This window comes from Escherichia sp. MOD1-EC6819 (genome assembly GCF_002965765.1).
GTDB lineage: Bacteria > Pseudomonadota > Gammaproteobacteria > Enterobacterales > Enterobacteriaceae > Escherichia > Escherichia ruysiae.
Genome location: NZ_PTRG01000012.1, coordinates 107,385 through 131,297, shown reverse-complemented (window position 1 = coordinate 131,297; position 23,913 = coordinate 107,385). Strand labels below are relative to the sequence as shown.

At 53.1% G+C, this 23,913-nt stretch carries 25 protein-coding genes and 1 tRNA gene; 16 read left to right on the top strand and 10 right to left on the bottom strand.

What is annotated here, in order from left to right; genetic code table 11:
* Window positions 1-4 precede the first annotated feature (4 nt).
* Genes napG through ccmH form a run of 12 tightly spaced genes read left to right on the top strand, consistent with a single transcriptional unit; the run spans window position 5 to window position 8,907 of the window.
* Complete coding sequence (gene napG, locus A7Z06_RS17960; protein WP_000091300.1) at window positions 5-700, top strand: ferredoxin-type protein NapG; 696 nt, start codon at window positions 5-7, stop codon at window positions 698-700.
* Window positions 687-1,550, top strand: a complete 864-nt coding sequence (gene napH / locus A7Z06_RS17955) for a quinol dehydrogenase ferredoxin subunit NapH (RefSeq protein ID WP_000013484.1) — start codon at window positions 687-689, stop codon at window positions 1,548-1,550. The genes napG and napH overlap by 14 nt, the downstream gene beginning before the upstream one ends.
* Window positions 1,547-1,996 carry a nitrate reductase cytochrome c-type subunit gene (napB, locus tag A7Z06_RS17950; protein WP_000835174.1) on the top strand — a complete coding sequence of 150 codons (450 nt, stop codon included), beginning with the start codon at window positions 1,547-1,549 and terminating at the stop codon, window positions 1,994-1,996. The genes napH and napB overlap by 4 nt, the downstream gene beginning before the upstream one ends.
* Window positions 1,997-2,005: 9 nt before the next feature.
* The gene (gene napC / locus A7Z06_RS17945) at window positions 2,006-2,608 is read left to right on the top strand and encodes a cytochrome c-type protein NapC (RefSeq protein ID WP_000528376.1); all 603 of its coding nucleotides are present in this window, start codon (window positions 2,006-2,008) and stop codon (window positions 2,606-2,608) included.
* Window positions 2,609-2,620: 12 nt separating this feature from the next.
* On the top strand, window positions 2,621-3,244 hold the full coding sequence (ccmA, locus tag A7Z06_RS17940; RefSeq protein WP_077693946.1) for a cytochrome c biogenesis heme-transporting ATPase CcmA: 624 nt from the start codon (window positions 2,621-2,623) through the stop codon (window positions 3,242-3,244).
* The gene (gene ccmB, locus A7Z06_RS17935) at window positions 3,241-3,903 is read left to right on the top strand and encodes a heme exporter protein CcmB (protein WP_000971739.1); all 663 of its coding nucleotides are present in this window, start codon (window positions 3,241-3,243) and stop codon (window positions 3,901-3,903) included. The genes ccmA and ccmB overlap by 4 nt, the downstream gene beginning before the upstream one ends.
* Before the next feature lie 41 nt (window positions 3,904-3,944).
* A complete protein-coding gene (gene ccmC / locus A7Z06_RS17930) occupies window positions 3,945-4,682 on the top strand; it encodes a heme exporter protein CcmC (RefSeq protein ID WP_001295447.1) in 738 nt (245 codons plus the stop codon).
* A complete protein-coding gene (gene ccmD, locus A7Z06_RS17925; protein ID WP_000186547.1) occupies window positions 4,679-4,888 on the top strand; it encodes a heme exporter protein CcmD in 210 nt (69 codons plus the stop codon). The genes ccmC and ccmD overlap by 4 nt, the downstream gene beginning before the upstream one ends.
* Complete coding sequence (gene ccmE, locus A7Z06_RS17920) at window positions 4,885-5,364, top strand: cytochrome c maturation protein CcmE (protein WP_001026418.1); 480 nt, start codon at window positions 4,885-4,887, stop codon at window positions 5,362-5,364. Before ccmD ends, ccmE begins: the two co-directional genes overlap by 4 nt.
* Window positions 5,361-7,304 carry a cytochrome c-type biogenesis heme lyase CcmF gene (ccmF, locus tag A7Z06_RS17915; RefSeq protein WP_000982467.1) on the top strand — a complete coding sequence of 648 codons (1,944 nt, stop codon included), beginning with the start codon at window positions 5,361-5,363 and terminating at the stop codon, window positions 7,302-7,304. Before ccmE ends, ccmF begins: the two co-directional genes overlap by 4 nt.
* Complete coding sequence (gene dsbE, locus A7Z06_RS17910) at window positions 7,301-7,858, top strand: thiol:disulfide interchange protein DsbE (protein ID WP_000837957.1); 558 nt, start codon at window positions 7,301-7,303, stop codon at window positions 7,856-7,858. Before ccmF ends, dsbE begins: the two co-directional genes overlap by 4 nt.
* Entirely contained in the window at window positions 7,855-8,907 is a 1,053-nt protein-coding gene (ccmH, locus tag A7Z06_RS17905) for a cytochrome c-type biogenesis thiol:disulfide oxidoreductase CcmH (protein ID WP_001211595.1), read from the top strand. Before dsbE ends, ccmH begins: the two co-directional genes overlap by 4 nt.
* Before the next feature lie 213 nt (window positions 8,908-9,120).
* Here the strand turns inward: ccmH and narP are convergent, their stop codons facing one another.
* The 4 genes from narP to A7Z06_RS17885 all read right to left on the bottom strand — a co-directional run bounded on the left by narP (window position 9,121) and on the right by A7Z06_RS17885 (window position 12,109).
* On the bottom strand, window positions 9,121-9,768 hold the full coding sequence (gene narP, locus A7Z06_RS17900) for a nitrate/nitrite response regulator protein NarP (RefSeq protein WP_010348111.1): 648 nt from the start codon (window positions 9,766-9,768) through the stop codon (window positions 9,121-9,123).
* 182 nt (window positions 9,769-9,950) lie between these two features.
* A tRNA-Pro gene (locus tag A7Z06_RS17895) sits at window positions 9,951-10,027 on the bottom strand.
* Window positions 10,028-10,101: 74 nt separating this feature from the next.
* Window positions 10,102-11,862 carry an LPS biosynthesis-modulating metalloenzyme YejM gene (yejM, locus tag A7Z06_RS17890; protein WP_105279521.1) on the bottom strand — a complete coding sequence of 587 codons (1,761 nt, stop codon included), beginning with the start codon at window positions 11,860-11,862 and terminating at the stop codon, window positions 10,102-10,104.
* A 19-nt stretch (window positions 11,863-11,881) separates the two neighbouring features.
* Window positions 11,882-12,109 (bottom strand): YejL family protein, encoded by a 228-nt coding sequence (locus tag A7Z06_RS17885; RefSeq protein ID WP_001135667.1) that lies wholly within the window; start codon window positions 12,107-12,109, stop codon window positions 11,882-11,884.
* Between the two features lie 181 nt (window positions 12,110-12,290).
* Here A7Z06_RS17885 and yejK point away from each other — a divergent pair, with 181 nt between their 5' ends.
* Window positions 12,291-13,298, top strand: coding sequence for a nucleoid-associated protein YejK (gene yejK / locus A7Z06_RS17880; RefSeq protein WP_000050780.1), 1,008 nt, complete (start codon window positions 12,291-12,293; stop codon window positions 13,296-13,298).
* A 163-nt stretch (window positions 13,299-13,461) separates the two neighbouring features.
* Here the strand turns inward: yejK and rplY are convergent, their stop codons facing one another.
* Window positions 13,462-13,746: a 50S ribosomal protein L25 gene (gene rplY / locus A7Z06_RS17875; RefSeq protein ID WP_000494185.1), complete on the bottom strand. Its 285-nt coding sequence runs from the start codon at window positions 13,744-13,746 to the stop codon at window positions 13,462-13,464.
* Between the two features lie 124 nt (window positions 13,747-13,870).
* Complete coding sequence (locus tag A7Z06_RS17870) at window positions 13,871-15,631, bottom strand: DEAD/DEAH box helicase (RefSeq protein ID WP_000578056.1); 1,761 nt, start codon at window positions 15,629-15,631, stop codon at window positions 13,871-13,873.
* 149 nt (window positions 15,632-15,780) lie between these two features.
* Between A7Z06_RS17870 and rsuA the strand changes: the two genes are divergently transcribed.
* The 3 genes from rsuA to A7Z06_RS17845 all read left to right on the top strand — a co-directional run bounded on the left by rsuA (window position 15,781) and on the right by A7Z06_RS17845 (window position 18,372).
* Window positions 15,781-16,476 (top strand): 16S rRNA pseudouridine(516) synthase RsuA, encoded by a 696-nt coding sequence (rsuA, locus tag A7Z06_RS17860; RefSeq protein ID WP_105279520.1) that lies wholly within the window; start codon window positions 15,781-15,783, stop codon window positions 16,474-16,476.
* A gap of 27 nt (window positions 16,477-16,503) precedes the next feature.
* Entirely contained in the window at window positions 16,504-17,694 is a 1,191-nt protein-coding gene (bcr, locus tag A7Z06_RS17855; RefSeq protein ID WP_000213383.1) for a multidrug efflux MFS transporter Bcr, read from the top strand.
* Window positions 17,695-18,027: 333 nt separating this feature from the next.
* The gene (locus A7Z06_RS17845) at window positions 18,028-18,372 is read left to right on the top strand and encodes a YejG family protein (RefSeq protein WP_000202796.1); all 345 of its coding nucleotides are present in this window, start codon (window positions 18,028-18,030) and stop codon (window positions 18,370-18,372) included.
* Window positions 18,373-18,375: 3 nt separating this feature from the next.
* Here the strand turns inward: A7Z06_RS17845 and yejF are convergent, their stop codons facing one another.
* Genes yejF through A7Z06_RS17825 form a run of 4 tightly spaced genes read right to left on the bottom strand, consistent with a single transcriptional unit; the run spans window position 18,376 to window position 23,901 of the window.
* Window positions 18,376-19,965 (bottom strand): microcin C ABC transporter ATP-binding protein YejF, encoded by a 1,590-nt coding sequence (yejF, locus tag A7Z06_RS17840; protein ID WP_000194902.1) that lies wholly within the window; start codon window positions 19,963-19,965, stop codon window positions 18,376-18,378.
* Between the two features lies 1 nt (window position 19,966).
* Window positions 19,967-20,992, bottom strand: a complete 1,026-nt coding sequence (locus A7Z06_RS17835; protein WP_105279519.1) for a microcin C ABC transporter permease — start codon at window positions 20,990-20,992, stop codon at window positions 19,967-19,969.
* Window positions 20,992-22,086, bottom strand: a complete 1,095-nt coding sequence (locus A7Z06_RS17830) for a microcin C ABC transporter permease YejB (RefSeq protein WP_000501604.1) — start codon at window positions 22,084-22,086, stop codon at window positions 20,992-20,994. Before A7Z06_RS17830 ends, A7Z06_RS17835 begins: the two co-directional genes overlap by 1 nt.
* Complete coding sequence (locus tag A7Z06_RS17825) at window positions 22,087-23,901, bottom strand: extracellular solute-binding protein (RefSeq protein ID WP_010347235.1); 1,815 nt, start codon at window positions 23,899-23,901, stop codon at window positions 22,087-22,089. It abuts the gene before it with no gap.
* Window positions 23,902-23,913 lie beyond the last annotated feature (12 nt).

Genomic DNA, 23,913 nt, shown 5'->3' with positions numbered 1-23,913 from the left:
CATTATGTCCCGGTCAGCGAAACCTCAAAATGGTCGCCGCCGCTTTCTGCGCGATGTCGTTCGCACAGCAGGCGGGCTGGCTGCCGTGGGTGTGGCGCTGGGGTTACAACAGCAAACCGCACGCGCATCTGGCGTGCGGTTGCGCCCGCCCGGAGCCATAAACGAGAACGCCTTTGCCAGTGCCTGTGTGCGTTGCGGTCAGTGTGTTCAGGCTTGCCCTTACGACACCTTAAAACTGGCGACGCTGGCCTCTGGCCTGTCGGCGGGTACGCCATATTTTGTCGCACGGGATATTCCTTGCGAAATGTGTGAGGACGTCCCGTGCGCCAAAGTATGCCCCAGCGGCGCGCTGGATCGTGAGATCGAATCGATCGACGACGCGCGGATGGGACTGGCGGTGCTGGTGGACCAGGAAAACTGTCTCAACTTTCAGGGGCTGCGCTGCGATGTTTGTTATCGCGAATGCCCGAAAATTGATGAGGCCATCACCCTGGAGCTGGAGCGCAACACGCGTACCGGTAAGCACGCCCGTTTTCTGCCGACGGTTCACAGCGACGCCTGTACCGGTTGCGGTAAGTGCGAAAAGGTGTGTGTGCTGGAACAACCGGCAATCAAAGTGTTACCGCTGTCACTGGCGAAAGGGGAGTTAGGTCACCATTACCGCTTCGGCTGGCTGGAGGGGAACAATGGCAAATCGTAAACGTGACGCCGGGCGCGAGGCGCTGGCGAAGAAAGGCTGGTGGCGCAGTCACCGTTGGCTGGTGTTACGTCGCCTTTGTCAGTTCTTCGTGCTGGGGATGTTTTTGAGCGGTCCGTGGTTTGGTGTGTGGATCTTGCACGGCAACTACAGCAGTAGCCTGTTATTCGACACCGTTCCGCTGACCGATCCGCTGATGACGCTGCAAAGTCTTGCCAGCGGTCATCTGCCTGCCACGGTGGCGCTGATCGGTGCGGTGATTATCACCGTGCTCTACGCCCTGGCAGGAAAGCGATTATTTTGCAGCTGGGTCTGCCCGCTGAACCCGATTACCGACTTAGCGAACTGGTTACGCAGGCGCTTTGAACTCAATCAGTCTGCGACCATCCCGCGCCACATTCGGTACGTGCTGTTGGTGGTCATTCTGGTGGGATCGGCCTTAACCGGCACGCTCATCTGGGAATGGATCAACCCCGTTTCTCTGATGGGCCGTAGCCTGGTAATGGGATTTGGCAGCGGCGCGCTGCTTATTCTCGCGCTGTTTTTATTTGATCTACTGGTCGTTGAACACGGCTGGTGCGGGCACATTTGTCCGGTCGGCGCGCTGTATGGCGTGTTGGGTAGCAAAGGTGTGATTACCGTTGCGGCCACCGATCGGCAGAAATGTAACCGCTGTATGGATTGTTTTCATGTTTGCCCGGAACCGCATGTGCTACGTGCCCCGGTGCTGGATGAACAAAGCCCGGTGCAGGTCACCAGCCGCGATTGCATGACGTGCGGTCGCTGCGTGGATGTCTGTTCTGAGGATGTATTTACAATAACTACACGATGGAGTTCGGGAGCGAAATCATGAAAAGCCATGACCTGAAGAAAGCGCTGTGTCAATGGACGGCGATGCTGGCCCTGGTGGTGAGCGGCGCGGTTTGGGCGGCAAATGGCGTCGATTTTAGCCAGTCGCCGGAAGTATCCGGGACGCAGGAAGGGGCCATTCGGATGCCAAAAGAGCAGGATCGGATGCCGCTGAACTATGTGAATCAGCCGCCAATGATCCCGCATAGCGTTGAAGGTTATCAGGTAACGACCAATACCAACCGCTGCTTACAGTGCCACGGTGTTGAAAGCTATCGCACCACTGGCGCACCGCGCATCAGTCCTACTCACTTTATGGACAGCGACGGCAAAGTGGGCGCAGAAGTGGCTCCGCGTCGTTATTTCTGTCTGCAATGTCACGTACCGCAGGCCGATACCGCGCCAATCGTGGGGAATACCTTTACCCCATCAAAAGGTTACGGGAAATAAGAGGTTATTATGGGAAATTCTGACCGTAAGCCTGGTCTGATTAAGCGCCTGTGGAAATGGTGGCGTACCCCCAGCCGTCTGGCGCTGGGGACGCTGCTGTTGATCGGTTTTGTCGGCGGCATCGTCTTCTGGGGCGGCTTTAACACCGGGATGGAAAAAGCCAATACCGAAGAGTTCTGCATTAGCTGCCACGAAATGCGTAACACGGTGTATCAGGAATACATGGATTCCGTGCACTACAACAACCGTAGCGGCGTCCGTGCGACCTGTCCGGATTGTCACGTTCCGCACGAGTTTGTGCCGAAGATGATACGCAAGCTCAAAGCAAGTAAAGAGCTGTATGGTAAAATTTTTGGCGTTATTGACACGCCGCAGAAATTTGAAGCTCATCGCCTGACGATGGCACAGAATGAGTGGCGGCGCATGAAGGACAATAACTCGCAGGAGTGCCGTAACTGTCACAACTTCGAGTATATGGATACAACCGCCCAGAAATCTGTTGCCGCTAAGATGCACGACCAGGCGGTGAAAGATGGGCAAACCTGTATTGATTGCCATAAAGGGATAGCGCACAAGCTGCCCGATATGCGTGAAGTCGAGCCAGGTTTTTAACAGGGTTATTGCTTGGGTATGCTTGAAGCCAGAGAGTTACTTTGTGAGCGGGATGAACGAACCTTATTTAGTGGTTTGTCATTTACGCTGAACGCAGGAGAGTGGGTACAAATCACCGGCAGCAACGGCGCGGGGAAGACAACACTTCTCCGTTTGCTGACGGGGTTGTCTCGCCCTGATGCGGGTGACGTTCTCTGGCAAGGGCAGCCCTTGCATCAGGTACGCGACAGCTACCATCAAAACCTGTTATGGATAGGCCATCAGCCGGGGATCAAAACCCGGCTGACGGCGTTAGAAAATCTGCACTTTTATCATCGCGATGGTGATACCGCACAATGTCTGGAAGCCCTGGCGCAGGCCGGGCTTGCCGGATTCGAAGATATTCCCGTAAATCAACTTTCTGCCGGGCAACAACGCCGCGTCGCTTTAGCGCGTCTGTGGCTGACCCGTGCCACGTTATGGATCCTCGACGAACCTTTTACCGCGATTGACGTTAACGGCGTCGATCGTCTGACCCAGCGTATGGCGCAGCATACGGAGCAGGGGGGGATTGTGATTCTGACCACTCACCAGCCGCTCAACGTTGCTGAAAGTAAAATCCGCCGCATTTCGCTGACGCAAACGAGGGGCGCATGATGTTCTGGCGCATTTTCCGTCTTGAGCTGCGCGTGGCGTTTCGCCATAGTGCCGAAATCGCTAATCCGCTGTGGTTCTTCCTGATTGTTATTACCCTTTTTCCGCTCAGTATTGGCCCGGAGCCGCAGCTGCTGGCGCGTATTGCACCGGGAGTTATCTGGGTTGCGGCGCTGCTTTCTTCACTGCTGGCGCTGGAGCGACTGTTCCGTGACGATTTGCAGGACGGCAGTCTTGAACAATTGATGTTGTTGCCGTTACCCTTGCCTGCCGTTGTGCTGGCGAAGGTGATGGCGCACTGGATGGTAACCGGTCTGCCGTTACTCATCCTCTCGCCTCTGGTGGCATTGCTACTGGGAATGGACGTTTATGGCTGGCAAGTGATGGCGCTGACGCTGCTGCTGGGAACCCCAACGCTTGGCTTTCTCGGCGCACCTGGCGTGGCACTGACGGTGGGACTTAAGCGCGGCGGCGTGCTACTGAGCATTCTGGTGTTACCGCTGACTATCCCATTACTCATCTTTGCCACCGCCGCGATGGACGCGGCTTCGATGCATTTGCCCGTTGACGGGTATCTGGCAATTTTAGGCGCGTTGCTGGCAGGCACCGCGACATTAAGTCCTTTTGCGACGGCGGCAGCGTTAAGAATCAGCATTCAATAACGCTGGATTACTGATTTTTGTTCAAGTCTGGTATCGAAACTATGTGGAAAACACTGCATCAACTGGCGATCCCACCACGGCTCTACCAAATCTGTGGCTGGTTTATACCGTGGCTGGCAATCGCCAGTGTGGTTGTGCTTACCGTCGGCTGGATCTGGGGATTCGGCTTTGCCCCCGCTGATTATCAACAGGGAAATAGCTACCGCATTATCTACTTGCATGTGCCTGCGGCGATCTGGTCAATGGGGATTTATGCCTCAATGGCGGTGGCCGCGTTTATCGGCCTGGTCTGGCAGATGAAAATGGCCAACCTGGCGGTGGCGGCGATGGCGCCCATTGGTGCCGTGTTTACCTTTATTGCCCTGGTCACCGGTTCTGCGTGGGGAAAACCGATGTGGGGCACCTGGTGGGTATGGGACGCACGCCTGACTTCTGAACTGGTGCTGCTGTTTTTGTATGTGGGTGTGATTGCCCTGTGGCACGCCTTCGACGACCGCCGTCTGGCGGGCCGTGCGGCAGGTATCCTGGTGCTGATTGGCGTGGTGAATCTGCCGATTATTCATTACTCCGTGGAGTGGTGGAACACCCTGCATCAGGGATCAACGCGAATGCAGCAAAGTATCGATCCGGCGATGCGTTCGCCGCTGCGCTGGTCGATTTTCGGCTTCCTGCTGCTGTCTGCCACGCTGACGCTGATGCGGATGCGTAATTTGATTTTGCTGATGGAAAAACGCCGTCCGTGGGTGAGTGAACTGATACTGAAAAGAGGCCGTAAATGACCCCTGCATTTGCTTCCTGGAATGAATTTTTCGCAATGGGCGGTTACGCCTTTTATGTCTGGCTGGCGGTGGTGATGACCGTTATTCCGCTGGTGGTTTTGGTCGTGCACTCGGTGATGCAGCATCGCGCAATTCTGCGTGGCGTGGCGCAACAGCGGGCGCGTGAGGCGCGTTTACGTGCTGCGCAACAGCAGGAGGCTGCATGAATATTCGCCGTAAAAACCGCTTGTGGATTGCCTGTGCCGTGCTGGCGGGGCTGGCGCTGACGATTGGCCTGGTGCTATATGCGCTGCGCTCGAATATCGATCTTTTTTATACGCCGGGGGAGATTCTCTACGGCAAACGTGAAACCCAACAGATGCCGGAAGTCGGGCAGCGCCTGCGCGTCGGCGGAATGGTGATGCCGGGGAGCGTGCAGCGCGATCCCAATTCGCTGAAAGTAACGTTCACCATTTACGACGCTGAAGGCTCAGTGGATGTCTCTTATGAAGGCATTTTGCCGGATCTGTTCCGTGAAGGGCAGGGCGTTGTGGTGCAGGGCGAACTGGAAAAAGGCAATCATATCCTCGCGAAAGAAGTGCTGGCGAAACACGATGAAAACTATACGCCGCCAGAAGTCGAAAAAGCGATGGAAGCGAATCACCGTCGCCCGGCGAGTGTTTATAAGGATCCAGCATCATGATGCCAGAAATTGGTAACGGGCTGCTGTGCCTGGCGCTAGGAATTGCGCTGCTGCTGTCCGTGTATCCGTTATGGGGCGTGGCGCGCGGAGATGCGCGCATGATGGCGTCTTCCCGCTTGTTTGCCTGGCTACTGTTCATGACTGTGGCTGGCGCATTTCTGGTGCTGGTCAATGCTTTCGTGGTCAACGACTTTACCGTCACCTATGTTGCCAGCAACTCGAATACCCAGCTTCCGGTATGGTATCGCGTGGCGGCGACCTGGGGCGCGCATGAAGGTTCACTGCTGCTGTGGGTGTTGCTGATGAGCGGCTGGACGTTTGCGGTAGCGATTTTTAGCCAGCGTATTCCGCTGGATATTGTTGCTCGCGTACTGGCGATAATGGGGATGGTTAGCGTCGGATTTTTGCTGTTCATTCTCTTTACCTCAAACCCGTTCTCCCGCACGCTGCCGAACTTCCCGATTGAAGGGCGCGATCTTAACCCACTGTTGCAGGATCCGGGGCTGATCTTCCATCCGCCTCTGCTCTATATGGGCTACGTCGGTTTCTCGGTGGCGTTTGCTTTTGCCATCGCTTCTTTGTTGAGTGGGCGTCTGGACAGCACTTACGCACGTTTTACCCGTCCGTGGACGCTGGCGGCGTGGATCTTCCTGACGCTCGGCATTGTGCTTGGTTCCGCATGGGCCTATTACGAACTCGGCTGGGGCGGCTGGTGGTTCTGGGATCCGGTAGAAAACGCCTCGTTTATGCCGTGGCTGGTGGGGACTGCGCTGATGCACTCACTGGCGGTCACTGAACAACGCGCCAGCTTCAAAGCGTGGACATTACTGTTGGCAATCAGTGCCTTCTCGCTGTGTCTGCTGGGGACTTTCCTCGTGCGTTCCGGCGTGCTGGTATCGGTACACGCGTTTGCGTCTGATCCGGCGCGCGGTATGTTTATCCTCGCCTTTATGGTACTGGTGATTGGCGGTTCGCTGCTGCTGTTTGCCGCGCGTGGACACAAAGTTCGCTCACGCGTAAACAATGCGCTGTGGTCGCGGGAATCTCTGCTGTTAGCGAACAACGTTTTGCTGGTCGCCGCGATGCTGGTGGTGTTGCTGGGGACGCTGCTGCCGCTGGTGCATAAACAACTGGGGCTGGGCAGTATTTCGATTGGCGAACCGTTCTTCAACACCATGTTTACCTGGCTAATGGTGCCGTTTGCGCTGTTGCTTGGCGTCGGCCCTCTGGTGCGCTGGGGACGCGATCGCCCGCGTAAAATCCGCAATTTGTTGATTATCGCCTTCATCTCAACGCTGGTGCTGTCTCTGCTGTTGCCGTGGCTGTTCGAAAGCAAAGTTGTGGCGATGACGGTGCTTGGCCTGGCAATGGCCTGCTGGATTGCGGTGCTGGCAATTGCGGAAGCTGCGCTGCGTATTTCACGCGGCACGAAAACCACCTTCAGTTATTGGGGGATGGTGGCGGCTCACCTGGGGCTGGCAGTGACAATTGTTGGCATTGCTTTTAGTCAGAACTATAGCGTTGAGCGTGATGTGCGCATGAAGTCCGGCGATAGCGTCGATATTCATGAATATCGCTTCACCTTCCGTGATGTCAAAGAGGTGACTGGCCCGAACTGGCGTGGCGGTGTGGCGACTATCGGCGTAACGCGAGATGGCAAGCCGGAAACAGTGCTGTATGCAGAAAAACGTTATTACAACACTGCCGGGTCGATGATGACCGAAGCGGCGATTGACGGCGGCATCACGCGTGACCTGTACGCCGCGCTCGGTGAAGAGCTGGAAAACGGCGCGTGGGCAGTTCGTCTTTACTACAAACCGTTTGTTCGCTGGATCTGGGCGGGCGGGCTGATGATGGCGTTGGGCGGGCTGCTGTGCCTGTTTGATCCTCGCTATCGCAAGCGCGTGAACCCGCAAAAAACTGCGCCGGAGGCTGTATGAAGAGCAAAGTATTGTTAATTCCTTTGATTATCTTCCTGGCGATTGCCGCAGCATTGCTGTGGCAGCTGGCGCGTAATGCCGAAGGGGATGATCCGACCAATCTGGAATCGGCGCTCATTGGCAAGCCTGTGCCGAAGTTTCGTCTCGAATCACTGGACAATCCGGGGCAGTTTTATCAGGCGGATGTGCTGACTCAGGGTAAACCGGTGCTGCTTAACGTCTGGGCGACCTGGTGTCCGACCTGCCGTGCGGAACATCAATATCTGAATCAGCTTTCTGCGCAGGGCATCCGCGTGGTCGGCATGAACTATAAAGACGACAGGCAGAAAGCAATTAGCTGGCTGAAAGAACTGGGCAATCCTTACGCGCTAAGCCTGTTTGATGGCGACGGCATGTTAGGGCTGGATCTCGGCGTGTATGGCGCGCCAGAAACGTTTCTCATCGATGGCAACGGCATCATTCGCTATCGCCATGCGGGCGATCTCAATCCTCGCGTCTGGGAAGAAGAGATCAAGCCGCTGTGGGAGAAATACAGTAAGGAGGCCGCACAATGAGGTTTTTATTGGGCGTGCTGATGCTGATGATCTCCGGCTCGGCGCTGGCGACCATCGACGTGTTGCAGTTTAAAGATGAAGCACAGGAACAGCAGTTCCGCCAGCTCACGGAAGAACTGCGCTGCCCGAAATGCCAGAACAACAGTATTGCCGATTCCAACTCGATGATTGCCACTGACCTGCGCCAGAAAGTGTATGAACTGATGCAGGAAGGTAAAAGCAAGAAAGAGATTGTTGATTATATGGTGGCGCGTTACGGCAACTTCGTCACTTACGATCCGCCATTAACACCGCTGACCGTGCTGCTGTGGGTGCTGCCAGTTGTCGCTATTGGTATCGGCGGCTGGGTGATTTACTCCCGCTCGCGGCGTCGGGTGCATGTGGCGCAGGAGGAGTTTCCTGAACAAAGCGTGCCGGAAGGTAAGCGTGCCGGATATGTTGTTTATCTGCCGGGTATTGTGGTGGCGTTAATTGTGGCAGGCGTCAGCTACTACCAGACTGGCAATTATCAGCAGGTAAAAGTTTGGCAGCAGGCCACGGCACAGGCTCCGGCGTTGCTGGACAGGGCGCTCGATCCGAAAGCCGATCCGCTCAACGAAGAAGAGATGTCACGTCTTGCGCTGGGAATGCGTACTCAACTGCAAAAAAATCCAGGAGATATTGAAGGCTGGATTATGTTGGGCCGCGTTGGCATGGCGCTGGGTAACGCCAGTATCGCGACCGATGCATATGCCACTGCGTATCGCCTCGATCCGAAAAACAGTGATGCTGCGCTAGGTTACGCGGAGGCGTTAACGCGTTCTTCTGACCCCAACGATAACCGCCTGGGCGGCGAGTTGTTGCGTCAACTGGTGAGAAGTGACCACAGCAATATTCGCGTGCTGAGCATGTATGCGTTTAACGCCTTTGAGCAGCAGCGATTTGGCGAAGCCGTTGCCGCGTGGGAGATGATGTTGAAACTCTTGCCTGCCAACGATACTCGCCGTGCGGTGATTGAGCGCAGTATCGCGCAGGCGATGCAGCATTTGTCGCCGCAGGAGAGTAAGTAAGAAGAAGCCCGATGGTGACGCCATTGGAGCCAGGCGGATGACAACGTGCGCTATGTTTATGCCGGATGCGGCGTGATCGCCTTATTCGGCCTACAAAATCGTGCAAATTCAATACATTGCTCGATCTGCGTAGGCCTGATAAGCATAGCGCATCAGGCAGTTTTGCGTTTGTCATCAATCTCAGCCCGATGATAAATCCATCGGGCTATTTTTTTATTGTGTCCCGCGTTGTTGCAGGAACAGAATGGTGGCCGCCACGCGTGAGCGGACATTGAGTTTACGCAGCAGATTGCGAATGTGCACTTTTACCGTCTGCTCAGAAATATTCAACACCGAGGCAATTTGCTTATTCGACAGCCCTTGCGCCAGCTCGTGCAGAACATCCAGCTCACGCTCCGTCAGCACGCTGAAGGGATCTTCTTCCGCACCGAACATTTCACGTTCGCGCAAGTACTGATTGACGCGTTCGCTAAAGACTTTGCTGCCTTTTGCTCCGGCGCGAATTGCTTCCAGCAATACTTCCGGGTCGCTGTCTTTTAGCAGATAGCCGTCTGCGCCTGCGTCTATCAGTGCAAAGACATCGCTGGAGGCATCTGATACGGTCAGGATAATAATTTGCGCGGTAACGCCATCCCTGCGCAAGGCATTGAGGGTATCCAGGCCACTCATACCTTTCATATTGAGATCCAGCAAGATAACGTCGATATCCAGTCGATTAGCCAGATCGATAGCACTAGCGCCGTCGCCTGCTTCGGCGACCACTTCAAAACCAGGATCAAGCTCCAGTAACTGACGAACACCGCGTCGCATAAGTGGATGATCATCCACAATCATCACCTGAAAAGGCGTTGCTTCAGGCATAGTAGTCTCCTGAGGTTTTATTAGAATCATTATGTTTGAGCGTAGCGTTGGTAACGCTACCAGGCGCGTGAATGTTACCCCATTTTATGTATGGGCATGTAGTAAAACTGCAAGTGAGGGTAGCAAGACAATGCTGTGGATATAAAAAAACCAACCGTAAAGGTTGGTTTTTTTGGGATTTTTGGTCGGCACGAGAGGATTTGAACCTCCGACCCCCGACACCCCATGACGGTGCGCTACCAGGCTGCGCTACGTGCCGACTCGTGGCTGCTTATACTACCGTTTTCCACACCGATTGCAAGTAAGATATTTTGCTAACTGATTTATAATTAATCAGTTAGCGATGAAACGCTTCTCGTCTGTCAGCACTTGCAATAACAAACTTAACTGTGGTTTTTCGTCTTTCACTCTTTCGCCACGTAAGTTGTAAGTGCGGTATTTACCGTTATTGTTCAGTACCAGCGTCATTTTCGGGGTGGTAATTGCCAGCGTATCGTTATTCGCCGCAGTCACCCAGTAATGACGGCGCTCAGGGTTGAACAAATCCTGACCTTGCGAATATTCGCTCGCTGGTGTGCTGACGTGTAGCAGACGTTGCATCAGCGTGGTCATCAGATCGGTATGGTCGGTCAGGGTATTAATTCGCTGTGCCGGTGTGCCTGGCCAGTGAATCACTAACGGCACCTGAAGATGACCGTGGGACCAGTCAAAGGTTTCTTCCTCTTCGACCAGCGGAATGCCCCGACCGGCAGTAATAATCACCACCGTATTGTCCAGTTTGCCAGAATCACGCAGTGCATTGAGCACGCGGTTGATCTGGTCATCGACATTGCCTGCCGCCCGGCTATATTTCCGTGAAAATGCCTGCTGATTGCTGTCGTCAATGTTAGTGCCATTGAAAGAGACCCACGAGAACCAGCGATTATCTTCTTGCGCGTAGCGGCTCAGCCAGTTGATCCACTGTGTGGCAGTCTGCTCATCGGATTGCGTGCGAACGCTCGGCATTGAGAAGTCTGACAACAATGCCTGACGATACAACGGGCTGGTAAAGCCATCGGATGAGAATAGCCCCAGTTGATAGCCTTGCTGGTTAAGCGCGGTAATTAATGCCGCAGGTGTACGGGTCGACAGAATGCCGTCCATATAACTTGGCGATATGCCATAGAACAGGCCAAAGATGCCGTTGTCGGTCGTGTTGCCGGAACTCATATGGCGCGTGAACGAAATATTTTGTTCCGCAAAGCCTGCCAGCGCAGGCATCTGCTTCTCAAAGCGTGAGTAGTTCAGGCCATCGACAGTAATCAGCAAGACGTTTTGCCCGGTGCCCATATCGCGGTAGCGCAGTTCGCTTAACGGATACTGTACGGAAACAGCATCTGGATTGCCTTGCTCAATAAGACGGCGTTGATACTCTTGTGCATCAAGCAAGCCATGCTTCTCAAGAAAACGTCGCGCCGTCATCGGGTACGAAAGCGGCAGGTTGGCGCGCTGCATGGTGATCGGGCGATAGAAGTTAGCATCGGCCCAAATATAAACCACATGCGAGGCAATAAAGGCGATGAATAAGAATGCGGCCAGCGGACGGGCGAAGCGCCGACGACGTGTCAGGCTGCGCAGCTTTTGCCAGCTCCACGTCGCAAATACCAGTTCAAGCAATAATATTACCGGCACACTGATGAACATCAGCTGCCAGTCGCGCGCCATCTCATTTTCGTCCGGGTTGATAACCAACTGCCAGACGATGGGATTAAGATGGAGATGGAAACGGGTAAAGACTTCGCTATCGATCAGTAATAGCGTCATTCCCGCTGTTGCCAGAATGACGGACAAAAACCTCATCAGCCTCTGGGAGCCGACAATAAAGGTCAGCGGGAAGAGGATCAGCAAATAGGTGGCGAACACCAGGAAGCTGAAATGACCGATAATGCTTACGTAGGAATAAATACGACCCGCAAGCGTTGTCGGCCAGTCGGCGATAAACAGGTAACGGCTGCCAATGACGAGCGAAAGCAGAATATTGAACAGTGCAAACCAGTGCCCCCAACTGACCATCTGGGAGACTTTTTCACGGTAGCGCTGACGATGAGTTACCATAACCTGTTATCTGTTTCCCTTAGTGCGCTTTGTCTTCGTTGATAGAGGACTGTAAGGCGCGGGCAAAAGAGTTGGCAATCGCCTGGCGCTGAGCCGGGGCAATGCTGGTGTTGATAAGGTTGGTGACCATATTGCCTAACACCATCAGGGAAAGGTCGGTCGGAGCCTTATGTTTTTCCAGTACGTTGAGCAGCTCTGCGAGCAATTGTTCAACCTGTTCATCACTGTAGCGGGAAATTTGTGGCATAAATCGAAATCAGTTAGTTGATGAAAGGGCAACATATTACCGTAGCAACGGTTTTTTTTCTGCTTTTTTATACTTTAAATCATTCGCGTTACGCCACCTTCTGTAAAATGACCGCCATCTTTTATTGCGTCGCTTAACCAGCGGTGGTTGAATACCGCCCGGTCTAAAAGGAGAGTTTATCATGAGTCTGGATATCAACCAGATTGCTCTGCACCAGCTTATCAAGCGTGATGAGCAGAACCTTGAGCTGGTGCTGCGCGATTCATTGCTGGAACCGACGGAAACCGTCGTTGAGATGGTGGCGGAGCTGCATCGTGTCTATAGCGCCAAGAATAAAGCCTACGGTTTGTTTAGCGAGGAAAGTGAACTGGCGCAGACGCTGCGCTTACAGCGTCAGGGCGAAGAAGACTTTCTGGCATTTAGTCGGGCAGCAACTGGTCGCCTGCGTGACGAACTGGCGAAATATCCTTTTGCTGACGGCGGCTTCGTGCTGTTTTGTCACTATCGCTATCTGGCGGTTGAGTATTTGCTGATTTGCGTACTGAACAATTTAAGCAGTATGCGCGTTAACGAAAACCTCGACATCAACCCAACCCATTATCTCGATATTAATCATGCTGATATCGTTGCGCGTATCGATTTGACCGAGTGGGAAACCAATCCAGAATCGACCCGTTATCTCACTTTCCTGAAAGGGCGAGTAGGGCGCAAAGTGGCTGATTTCTTTATGGACTTCCTCGGTGCCAGCGAAGGATTGAATGCGAAAGCGCAAAACCGTGGACTGTTACAGGCGGTCGATGACTTTACCGCCGAAGCGCAACTGGATAAAGCAGAACGGCAGAACGTTCGCCAGCAGGTTTATAGCTACTGTAATGAGCAATTGCAGGCGGGCGAAGAGATCGAGCTGGAGTCGCTGTCGAAAGAACTGGCGGGCGTCAGCGAAGTGAGCTTCACGGAATTTGCGGCTGAAAAAGGCTATGAACTGGAAGAGAGCTTCCCGGCAGATCGTAGCACGCTGCGTCAGTTGACTAAGTTTGCCGGTAGCGGTGGTGGCTTAACCATCAACTTTGATGCAATGCTGTTAGGCGAACGGATTTTCTGGGACCCGGCGACCGATACCCTGACCATTAAGGGCACGCCGCCGAACTTGCGCGATCAGCTTCAGCGCCGGACGTCTGGCGGTAATTAATCGGTTTTACGTAATGAATGCCAGATGCGGCGTGACGCCTTCTCTGGCCTGCAAATAACGGTAATACCTGTATGCCTGATAAGACGCACTGCGTCGCATCAGGCATAATCTGCGGATACAAAAAACCCCGCCGGAGCGGGGTTTTTTACAACTTATTCAGCAATTAAGCGCGAACGAAGTCGATGTGCTGCAGCTTCGGTTTGTACGGGTGACGCTGTACATCCTGAGCTTTAACTTTGATTTCTTTACCGTCAACAACGATGGTCAGAACTTCGCTGTAGAATTCAGCTTTAACTTGCATGTTCATGACTTTGTCGTGATCCAGCTCGATAGCCAGCGGCGCTTCTTTGCCACCGTAGATGATTGCCGGGAACTTGTTAGCGGCACGCAGGCGGCGGCTCGCACCCTTACCCTGCTCTTTACGTACTTCTGCGTTAATAGTAAACATTTCTTTCTCTCTTAAATTAATCCTGCTACAGGCGACCCAGCAACAGGTAAGTGATCTGCTTTGCGTATGCAAAAGCGGGCGAGATTCTATACTCAATCGCCTTATACATCAATCAAAACTACCATTAACCGCGTAATTCATGCGCCCGACGAAAACGACCTTCGTAATCGAACACTTTTTCACGCACTTGCCAGTACTGACCTTTCATGCGGGCAACAACAAAATCCGGATGGCGCAATAAGGCTTGCTGGGCGAGGATATCGGCGGCGGTTATCCAGCGCAGAGGGATGCCCGGTGTGCGCGTATGCGGGCGGATAAAAAGTTGTTCGAAGGCGGTACGCTGGGCGGGCGTTTGTAGACGGAAACGCTCACTCACATCCGCTCCGTCTTCATCGTAATAGGTAATTTTCAACCATTCGCCTTTCTCATCGTGACCATGCTGCAAAGACATGCCGCTACAGCGTAATACCAGCGCGTCTTTGAGTCGTAGCGCCGCTTTTAACATGTCGTCTGGATCAACCAGTACCGTGTCACATTCGCGGCATCGTCGGGCGGCAATATCGTTTTCCGCGTTACATTGTGGGCAATTTTTAAAACGGAAACGGAAGTCACACTGTTCGCGATGACCGTCGTCATCTTCAAACCACCCCTGACAGCGACGACCAAAGTGTTCAATCAATGTACCGTCGGCGGTCGTTTTGCCCCAGAAGGTGTTGGCAAAACCGCAGGCAGGGCAGAAAACCTGTACCGGGACGTTGTCACTTTTGCCTTTTGGTGTACCGACCTCCGGCGCGTAGAGATCGTGAGGATTACCCGCATAATCAAGAATTAAGCAATCAGTCTTGCCGGGAGCCAGACGCAGACCGCGCCCGACAATTTGTTGGTAAAGACTCACCGATTCGGTAGGGCGCAGAATAGCAATAAGATCGACGTGCGGGGCGTCAAATCCGGTGGTCAGTACCGCGACGTTGACCAGATAGCGAAAACGCTGGGCTTTAAAATCTTCAATTAATACATCACGTTCAGCGCCGGGTGTGTCACCGGTAATGAGTGCTGCATCTTCGGCGGGCAGCAATCCCACAATCTCTTTTGCGTGTTCAACCGTCGCGGCGAAAATCATCACCCCTTTGCGCGTTGCGGCGAACTCCATAATCTGGCTGATGATGTGCGGCGTAATACGTTGTTGTTTTTTCAGCTCGCGGTTGAGATCGGCTTCGCTGAACAGCCCATTACTCTGTGCCTGCAAGCGGCTGAAATCGTATTGCACTACCGGCATATCAAGCCGTTCTGGTGGCGTCAGATAGCCGTGTTTAATCATATAACGCAGCGGCAGCTCATAAATGCAGTCACGGAAAAGGGCTTTCTCGTCGCCACGTACCATGCCGTGATAATGGAACTGGTAGATCCAGCCTTTGCCCAGCCGAAAAGGCGTGGCGGTCAGCCCCAACAGGCGTAAGTGGGGATTCACTTTTGTCAGGTGAGTAAGGATTTGCTGATACTGGCTCTCTTCATCGTCGCCAATGCGGTGGCATTCATCGACAATCAACAGCGAAAATTCACCCTGAAAGGCATCGAGATTGCGTGCGACCGACTGCACGCTGCCAAACACCACTTTACCGTGGCTCTCTTTGCGCTTCAGCCCGGCGGCAAAAATATCGGCTTCCAGCCCCAGCGCCTGATATTTTGCATGGTTTTGCGCCACCAGCTCTTTGACGTGCGCCAGCACCAGCACGCGACCACGCGCCAGCCGTGCCAGTTCCGCTATCACCAGGCTTTTACCTGCACCAGTAGGCAGCACGATAACGGCAGGAGTTTTATGACGACGAAAATGGTTGAGCGTGGCATCCACGGCTTCTTGCTGATATGGACGGAGTGTAAAAATCATGGTCTCGCGTAGGTAGATTATTCTGCTAATAGTATGCCACGGATCTTTTTCTCTTGAGGGAAGTTATTAGACCGCTATACTGGGCGAACAACAGTTCAGATTTTCGGGTCATTACCCGACCTCCGTTTTTTACAGGCAAAATCACACACATGCGACTTGATAAATTTATCGCACAGCAACTCGGCGTTAGCCGTGCTATTGCCGGGCGTGAAATCCGTGCCACTCGTGTCACCGTCGATGGCGAAATCGTCCGCAATGCAGCGTTCAAACTGCTTCCTGAACATGATGTCGCTTACGATGGCAACCCGCTGGCGCAGCAACACGGCCCACGTTACTTCATGCTCAATAAGCCTCAGGGCTATGTTTGCTCCACGGACGACCCGGATCACCCAACGGTGCTCTATTTTCTGGATGAACCGGTAGCGTGGAAACTGCACGCCGCAGGGCGTCTGGATATCGATACCACCGGTCTGGTGCTGATGACAGATGATGGTCAGTGGTCGCACCGCATTACTTCTCCGCGCCATCATTGCGAGAAGACCTATCTGGTGACGCTGGAATCCCCCGTAGCTGACGATACGGCAGAGCAATTTGCTAAAGGCGTGCAGCTGCATAACGAAAAAGATCTCACTAAGCCGGCGGTGCTGGAAGTGATTACCCCAACGCAGGTTCGTCTGACCATCAGCGAAGGGCGTTATCATCAGGTGAAACGCATGTTCGCCGCCGTGGGTAACCACGTGGTTGAGCTGCATCGTGAACGTATTGGCGGCATTACGCTGGATGCTGATTTAGCACCCGGTGAATATCGTCCGTTAACTGAAGAAGAAATTGCCAGCGTCGTCTAACTTTTCAATGACTTTCAGGAGCCCGTTGTGACCACCCGACAGCATTCGTCGTTTGCTATTGTTTTTATCCTTGGCCTGCTGGCCATGTTGATGCCGCTGTCGATTGATATGTATCTGCCCGCGCTGCCAGTGATTTCTGCGCAGTTTGGTGTGCCAGCGGGCAGTACGCAGATGACCCTGAGTACCTATATTCTGGGTTTTGCGTTGGGGCAGTTAATCTACGGGCCGATGGCAGATAGCTTCGGGCGTAAGCCGGTGGTTCTTGGCGGTACGCTGGTATTTGCTGCGGCGGCGGTGGCGTGTGCACTGGCGCAAACTATCGATCAGCTGATTGTGATGCGTTTCTTTCACGGGCTGGCAGCGGCGGCGGCCAGCGTGGTCATCAACGCCCTGATGCGCGACATCTACCCGAAAGAAGAGTTCTCGCGGATGATGTCGTTTGTCATGCTGGTAACGACCATCGCGCCTCTGATGGCGCCGATTGTTGGCGGCTGGGTGCTGGTGTGGCTGAGCTGGCATTACATTTTCTGGATCCTCGCCGTGGCGGCGATTCTGGCTTCGGCGATGATCTTCTTCCTGATCAAAGAAACGTTACCGCCGGAGCGTCGTCAGCCGTTTCACATCCGTACCACCATTGGCAACTTCGCCGCACTGTTCCGCCATAAGCGCGTCCTGAGTTATATGCTGGCCAGCGGTTTCAGCTTTGCCGGGATGTTCTCATTCTTAAGCGCCGGACCGTTTGTCTACATTGAAATTAACCACGTCGCGCCGGAAAACTTTGGTTATTACTTTGCGCTGAATATTGTTTTCTTGTTCGTGATGACCATCTTTAACAGTCGCTTTGTTCGCCGCATTGGCGCGCTGAATATGTTCCGGTCGGGGCTGTGGATTCAATTTATTATGGCAGCGTGGATGGTCATCAGTGCGCTGCTGGGGTTGGGGTTCTGGTCGCTGGTGGTTGGTGTGGCGGCGTTTGTGGGCTGCGTGTCGATGGTGTCATCCAATGCGATGGCGGTCATTCTGGATGAGTTTCCCCATATGGCGGGAACGGCATCATCGCTGGCAGGAACCTTCCGCTTTGGTATTGGCGCCATTGTCGGTGCATTGCTCTCCCTTGCGACCTTTAACTCCGCATGGCCGATGATCTGGTCGATTGCGTTCTGTGCGACCTGCTCCATTCTCTTCTGTCTGTACGCCAGTCGGCCGAAAAAACGGTGATCTATTGCACAACGGGGAAGCTAAAAGGCTTCCTTTGTTGATGCATGTCAACCACAAATCCATCATTCCCCCCGATATATGTTTATTTTATGTAAAATCAATTTATGTAAAAAGTCACATCATTGTAGTTAAAAAGGTTGAGTTAGATCGCAGAAACGGGTACATATAGCCCCGCAAACGTGACCACGCCCGCAGATATTATTTAAATCAGAGCCATAGAGGCCACGCAGGCGAGGCATCAATCTTTACGATCTGTTTAAAGACGGGTTGTTGTTGATGTGTTAAAATTGATGTAAACAAATTGTGAAGTAAATGTGCTTCCGGGGAAAATAAGTGACTTCATTACAACTCTCAATCGTCCATCGACTGCCGCAGAACTATCGCTGGTCTGCTGGTTTCGCAGGTTCGAAGGTTGAACCGATTCCGCAAAATGGACCGTGCGGTGACAACAGCCTGGTGGCGCTTAAATTGCTTAGCCCGGATGGTGATAATGCATGGTCGGTGATGTACAAACTAAGCCAGGCGTTAAGCGACATTGAAGTTCCATGCTCGGTACTGGAGTGTGAAGGTGAGCCGTGCCTGTTTGTAAATCGCCATGATGAGTTTGCGGCGACATGCCGATTGAAAAATTTTGGTGTGGCAATTGCCGAGCCCTTCTCAAATTACAATCCTTTTTAAGCGTCAGCTTAACGCCAGTAGCTGACGCGTATACTCCTGCTGTGGTGCGGCAAATACGCGCGCGCACGGTCCTTGTTCCACCACTTCCCCCTGTCGCAGTACGATAACCTGATGACATAGCGCGCGGACGACGTGTAAATCGTGGCTGATAAACAAATAGGCCAGTTGATGCTTTTGTTGCAATGATTTCAATAGCGTCAATATTTGCGCCTGTACCGTTTTGTCGAGCGACGATGTTGGTTCATCAAGAATGATCAGTGAAGGCTTAAGAATCAACGCCCTGGCAATCGCTATGCGTTGTCGTTGCCCCCCGGAAAACTCTGCAGGATAGCGGTGGCGTGTTTCAGGATCTAACCCCACTTCATGCATCACGGCTATCACTTGTTGTTCGCGTTGTGCGGCAGAAAGCGTCGGCTGGTGAACCCGTAAGCCTTCCTCAATAATCTGCAAAACGTTGAGTCGTGGGTTGAGCGAGGAGTTTGGATCCTGAAATACCACCTGAATGCGATGACGAATAGGTAACAGCTGGCGGCGATTTAAATTTTGCAATGGCTGACCGTCAAAGACGATGCTGCCCTGAGAGTTAATCAGTCGCAGCAGCGCCAGTCCTGTCGTGCTTTTCCCGGAACCGGACTCGCCCACTAAACCCAGCGTTTCACCTGCTCGTAGCGTAAAACTGATGTCTTTCACTACCACGTTATGATCGACAACGCGTTTCAAAATCCCTTTGCGAATGGGGAAGGCAACCTGAAGCTGTTCAACATCAAGCAGCGTTGAGGCTGGTTCTGGCAACGGCACCGGGTCGCCTGACGGCTCGCTGTTGAGTAGCTTTTGCGTGTAAGGATGAACAGGAGAGGCAAATAGCGCAGTGGCGTTATTTTGCTCCACGCAGTGACCGTTTTGCATCACTGCCACGCGGTGAGCCAGTTTTCTGACGATGCTGAGGTTATGAGTAATAAACAGCATCCCCATATTCAGTTCATGTTGCAGTTCGCGCAACAACTGTAAAATCTGCGCCTGGACAGAGACGTCCAGTGCGGTAGTCGGTTCATCGGCAATTAATAATTCCGGGCGCGTTAATAGCGCCATTGCAATCATCACCCGCTGGCGTTCGCCGCCTGAGAGCTGATGAGGGTAATCTGCCAGTCGTTTTGCTGCCTGACGGATACCGACGCGATCAAGGCAATTTAATATCTCGCCACGTGCCGCTTCTCGTCGCATCCCGCGATGGAGTGAAAGCACTTCATAAAGCTGTTTTTCCAGAGTATGCAATGGATTTAACGACACCATTGGCTCCTGGAAGATCATGGCTACCTTATTACCGCGTACGCCGCGCAACGTTTGCTCGCTGGCATGAAGTAGCGATTCGCCATGAAAACGAATATCTCCAGCAAGATATTCTACCGGCGGGGAAGGGAGCAGACGTAAAATCGACAGCGCAGTAACGCTCTTGCCAGAACCTGACTCGCCCACCAGCGCCAGCGTTTCGCCAGCCTCAATCTGTAGTGAAACATCATTCACTACGGTACGGACAGTTTGCTGATGGCGAAAACCCACCGACAAGTTTTCAATCGCTAACAGAGTTTGCGTCATACTACACCGCCTTATTAGGATCAAATGCGTCGCGGACGGCTTCACCAATAAAAATCAGCAAAGACAATAATATCGCCACCGACAAGAAGGCGGTGATCCCAAGCCACGGGGCCTGGAGGTTATTTTTCCCTTGTAACAGCAGTTCGCCGAGCGACGGTGAACCGAGCGGCAGACCGAAGCCGAGGAAATCGAGCGAGGTCAGGGTAGTTATTGAACTGCATAAAATAAACGGTAAAAAGGTAAGGGTAGCGACCATGGCATTTGGCAACATATGACGCAGAATGATACTGCGATCGCTGACGCCAAGCGCCTGCGCCGCGCGGATGTAGTCGAAATTACGGGTACGTAAAAACTCCGCCCGCACCACACCGACCAGACTCATCCAGCCAAACAAGACAGTAATTGCCAGCAGCCACCAGAAGTTAGGCTGTACGACGCTGGAAAGTAAAATGATCAAAAACAGCGTCGGCATTCCCGACCATACTTCAATAAAGCGTTGTCCCCAAAGAGCGACTTTACCGCCGTAATAGCCTTGTAGCGCCCCCGCCAGCACGCCCATCACGCTGGAGCAGAGGGTCAGCATCAGGCCAAACAGAACTGAGATCCGCGTGCCATAGAGAATACGTGCCAGCACATCGCCGCCGTTGGCATCCGTTCCCAGCCAGTTTTGCCGGGAGGGGGGAGAAGGGAAGGGCTTATCGGTAGCAAAGTTGATACTGGTAGCACCAAAGCGAATCGGTGCCCACAGTACCCAGCCGTTATTTTCCAGCCGTTGCTTCAGCCACGGGTCCTGATAATCTGCCTGGCTTGCCAGCGGACCGCCAAAATCGCTTTCGCTGTAGTTTTTCAGCAACGGGAAATACCAGCTGCCGTCATAACGCACCAGCAACGGTTTATCGTTGGCAATAAGTTCAGAACACAAACTCAAACCAAACAAGACGAGGAAAATCCATAACGACCAGTAGCCGCGACGGTTATGGCGAAAACGCGCCCAACGGGCCTGATTGACGGGGCTGAGTCGCGACATTAACGTCCCTCAAAATCAATACGCGGATCGACCAGCGTATAGCTGATATCACTGACGATATTCAGCAGCAGGCCAATTAGGGTGAAAATATACAAGGTGCCAAACATCACCGGATAATCGCGCGAGACGGTCGCTTCGTAGCCCAGTAAGCCGAGGCCATTGAGCGAAAACATCACCTCAATCAACAGCGAACCGGTGAAAAACATGCTGATAAACGTCGCCGGAAAACCGGCAATCACCAGCAGCATGGCGTTACGAAACACATGTTTCCAGAGAATATTTTTCTCACTGACCCCTTTCGCACGCGCGGTAACCACGTATTGCTTGCGCACTTCATCAAGGAATGAGTTTTTGGTCAGCATCGTAAGTGCCGCAAAGCCGCCAATCACTGTCGCCAGCACGGGTAACGTGATATGCCACAGATAATCAGTGATTTTCTGATACCACGGCAGCGAATCAAAGTTAGCGGAAACCAGGCCGCGTAGAGGGAACAGGTCGAAATAGCTGCCGCCTGCGAAGAAGACAATCAGCAAGATGGCAAATAAAAAGGCCGGAATGGCGTAACCGATGATGATAAATGCGCTACTCCAGACGTCAAAGCGGCTCCCATTATAAACAGCTTTGCGAATGCCTAACGGAATCGACACCAGATAGATAATCAGCGTGCTCCATAATCCGAGGGTGATGGAAACCGGCAGACTGTCTTTAATCAGCGTCAGCACCGAGGCGCTGCGAAACAAGCTGTCGCCAAAATCAAAGCGGATGTAGTCCCAGAGCATTTTGAAGTAACGTTCGTGGATCGGCTTATCGAAACCGTAGCGATGAGTGATCTCGGCGATCACTTCTGGATCTAATCCGCGTCCGCCACGGTAATTACTGTCGCTGATATTGCCGACGCCCGTTTGCGCATGGCTGGCACGAACACCTTCACCGCCTGCGCCGGGTAATACTCCGGCATTACCAAACTCAATGGCGGCGATGGCCTGGTCGACCGGACCGCCAGGCGCAATTTGCACGATGAAAAAGTTGATGGTGATAATCGCCCATAACGTTGGGATCACCAGCAACAGACGGCGAATCAGATAAGCGCCCATCTACTCTCCCTGTTGTCTGGCTGACGGCAGTTTGGCCGCTTTATTGACGTCATACCACCAGGTATCGATACCGAGGCTGTAAATAGGGCGCACAGCGGGTTGGGAGAATTTATCCCACCAGGCGAGACGGTCTTCCGCCATGTACCACATTGGCAGCATGTAATAATTCCACGTTAATACGCGATCCAGTGCGCGCCCTAACGGCAGCAATTTTTCTTTATTTCCCTGCGCGGCAATAATCTGGTTGATCAGCGAGTCGATAACCGGACTTTGCACGCCGGGTGCATTATAAGTGGAATTGATATATTCCGATGACCAGGAAATCTGTAAATCGGAACTGGGCCACGGCATTGCTCGCCACACGCGCGGCATCATGTCATAGTCGCGACTGCGCATTCGGTTGGTAATTTGCGAGTTATCCACCTTGCGAATGTCCATACTGATACCCAGCCGTTGCAGGCTGTGCTGGAACGGCAATACCCACTGACTATTGCTGCTTGAAGGCAGCAATAACTCAAAGCTGAGCGGTTGACCCGTTGTGGCATTTACGCGTTGCTGCCCCTTCAGCACCCAGCCCGCTTCGTTGAGAAGTTTGTCGGCTTTTAACAGGTTGTCACGATCGTAGCCATCGCCTTTGGATACCGGCGGCTGGTAGATTTGCGTGAAGACTTCTGGCGGTAACTCTTTTTTCATCGGCGCCAGAAGCACCAGTTCAGCTGCGTCCGGGTAATTTCTGGCCGCGTATTCGGTATTCTGAAAATAACTGTTCGTGCGACTCCAGGCATTGTAAAACAACGCCTTGTTCATCCATTCAAAGTCAAAGGCGAGAGTGATCGCTTCCCGCACCCGGCGATCGCTGAATACCGGACGCTGAATGTTAAACGCCAGCCAGCGCGTATCCTGTGCCGACTCGTTCTTTTGTTCGTCTTTGATAATGTATTTTTTGTCGAAATTTTTACCGGTATAGCGCGTTGCCCAGTTTTTGGCGTCGTTTTCCATACGCAAATCAAAAGCACCGGCTTTAAATGCTTCAAAAGCGACATTATCATCGAGGTAATAATCGTAGCGAATGGTGTCGAAATTCCAGCGCCCACGGTTTACCGGTAAGTTTGCCGCCCAGTAATCTTTCACGCGGGAATAAACAATATTCTGCCCCATTTTCCAGGACGTAATTCGGTACGGACCACTGGCAAGCGGAGGCGTGGCGAGCGGGTCGCTAAGTTTGTGATCCTTCCAGTATTTTTCTGGAAATACCGGCAGCGAAAACAGACTCAGCATATCTTCTTTACCGGGTTTGGCTAATTCAATGCGCACGGTTAACGGCGCAATGGCTTTAACGGTAGTGCCTTTATAAACCAGACGAAATTGCGGCACGCCTTCGGTCATAAATTTTTGAAAAGTGAATTCAACATCGCGGGCAGTAATAGGCGAACCGTCATGAAAACGGGCGCGCGGATTAATGGCGACTTCCACCCAGGAATAATCGTCAGCATAGCGCGCGCTTTCGGCAATCAGTGGGTAATAACTGCCTGGCTCGTCATCGGAGGTGGTAAATAGCGTGTCGTACAACTGCTCGGTGCGTGCGCCGGGGTTGCCGCGCAATGCATAACGGTTGAAATTATCGAAGGTGCCGAGGGCTGACAACGTTATCTGCCCACCTTTTGGCGCGGCGGGGTTCACATAATCAAAATGGTTGAAATTAAACGCGTACCGGGGTTCTCCCAGCACTGCAAAGGCATAGCTTTCCTTGATAGCCTGCGCCTGCGCACCAAAGGTGAACAGAGCGATAAACAGCAGCAGTATGCGCACAATCATCTGCAACGGATT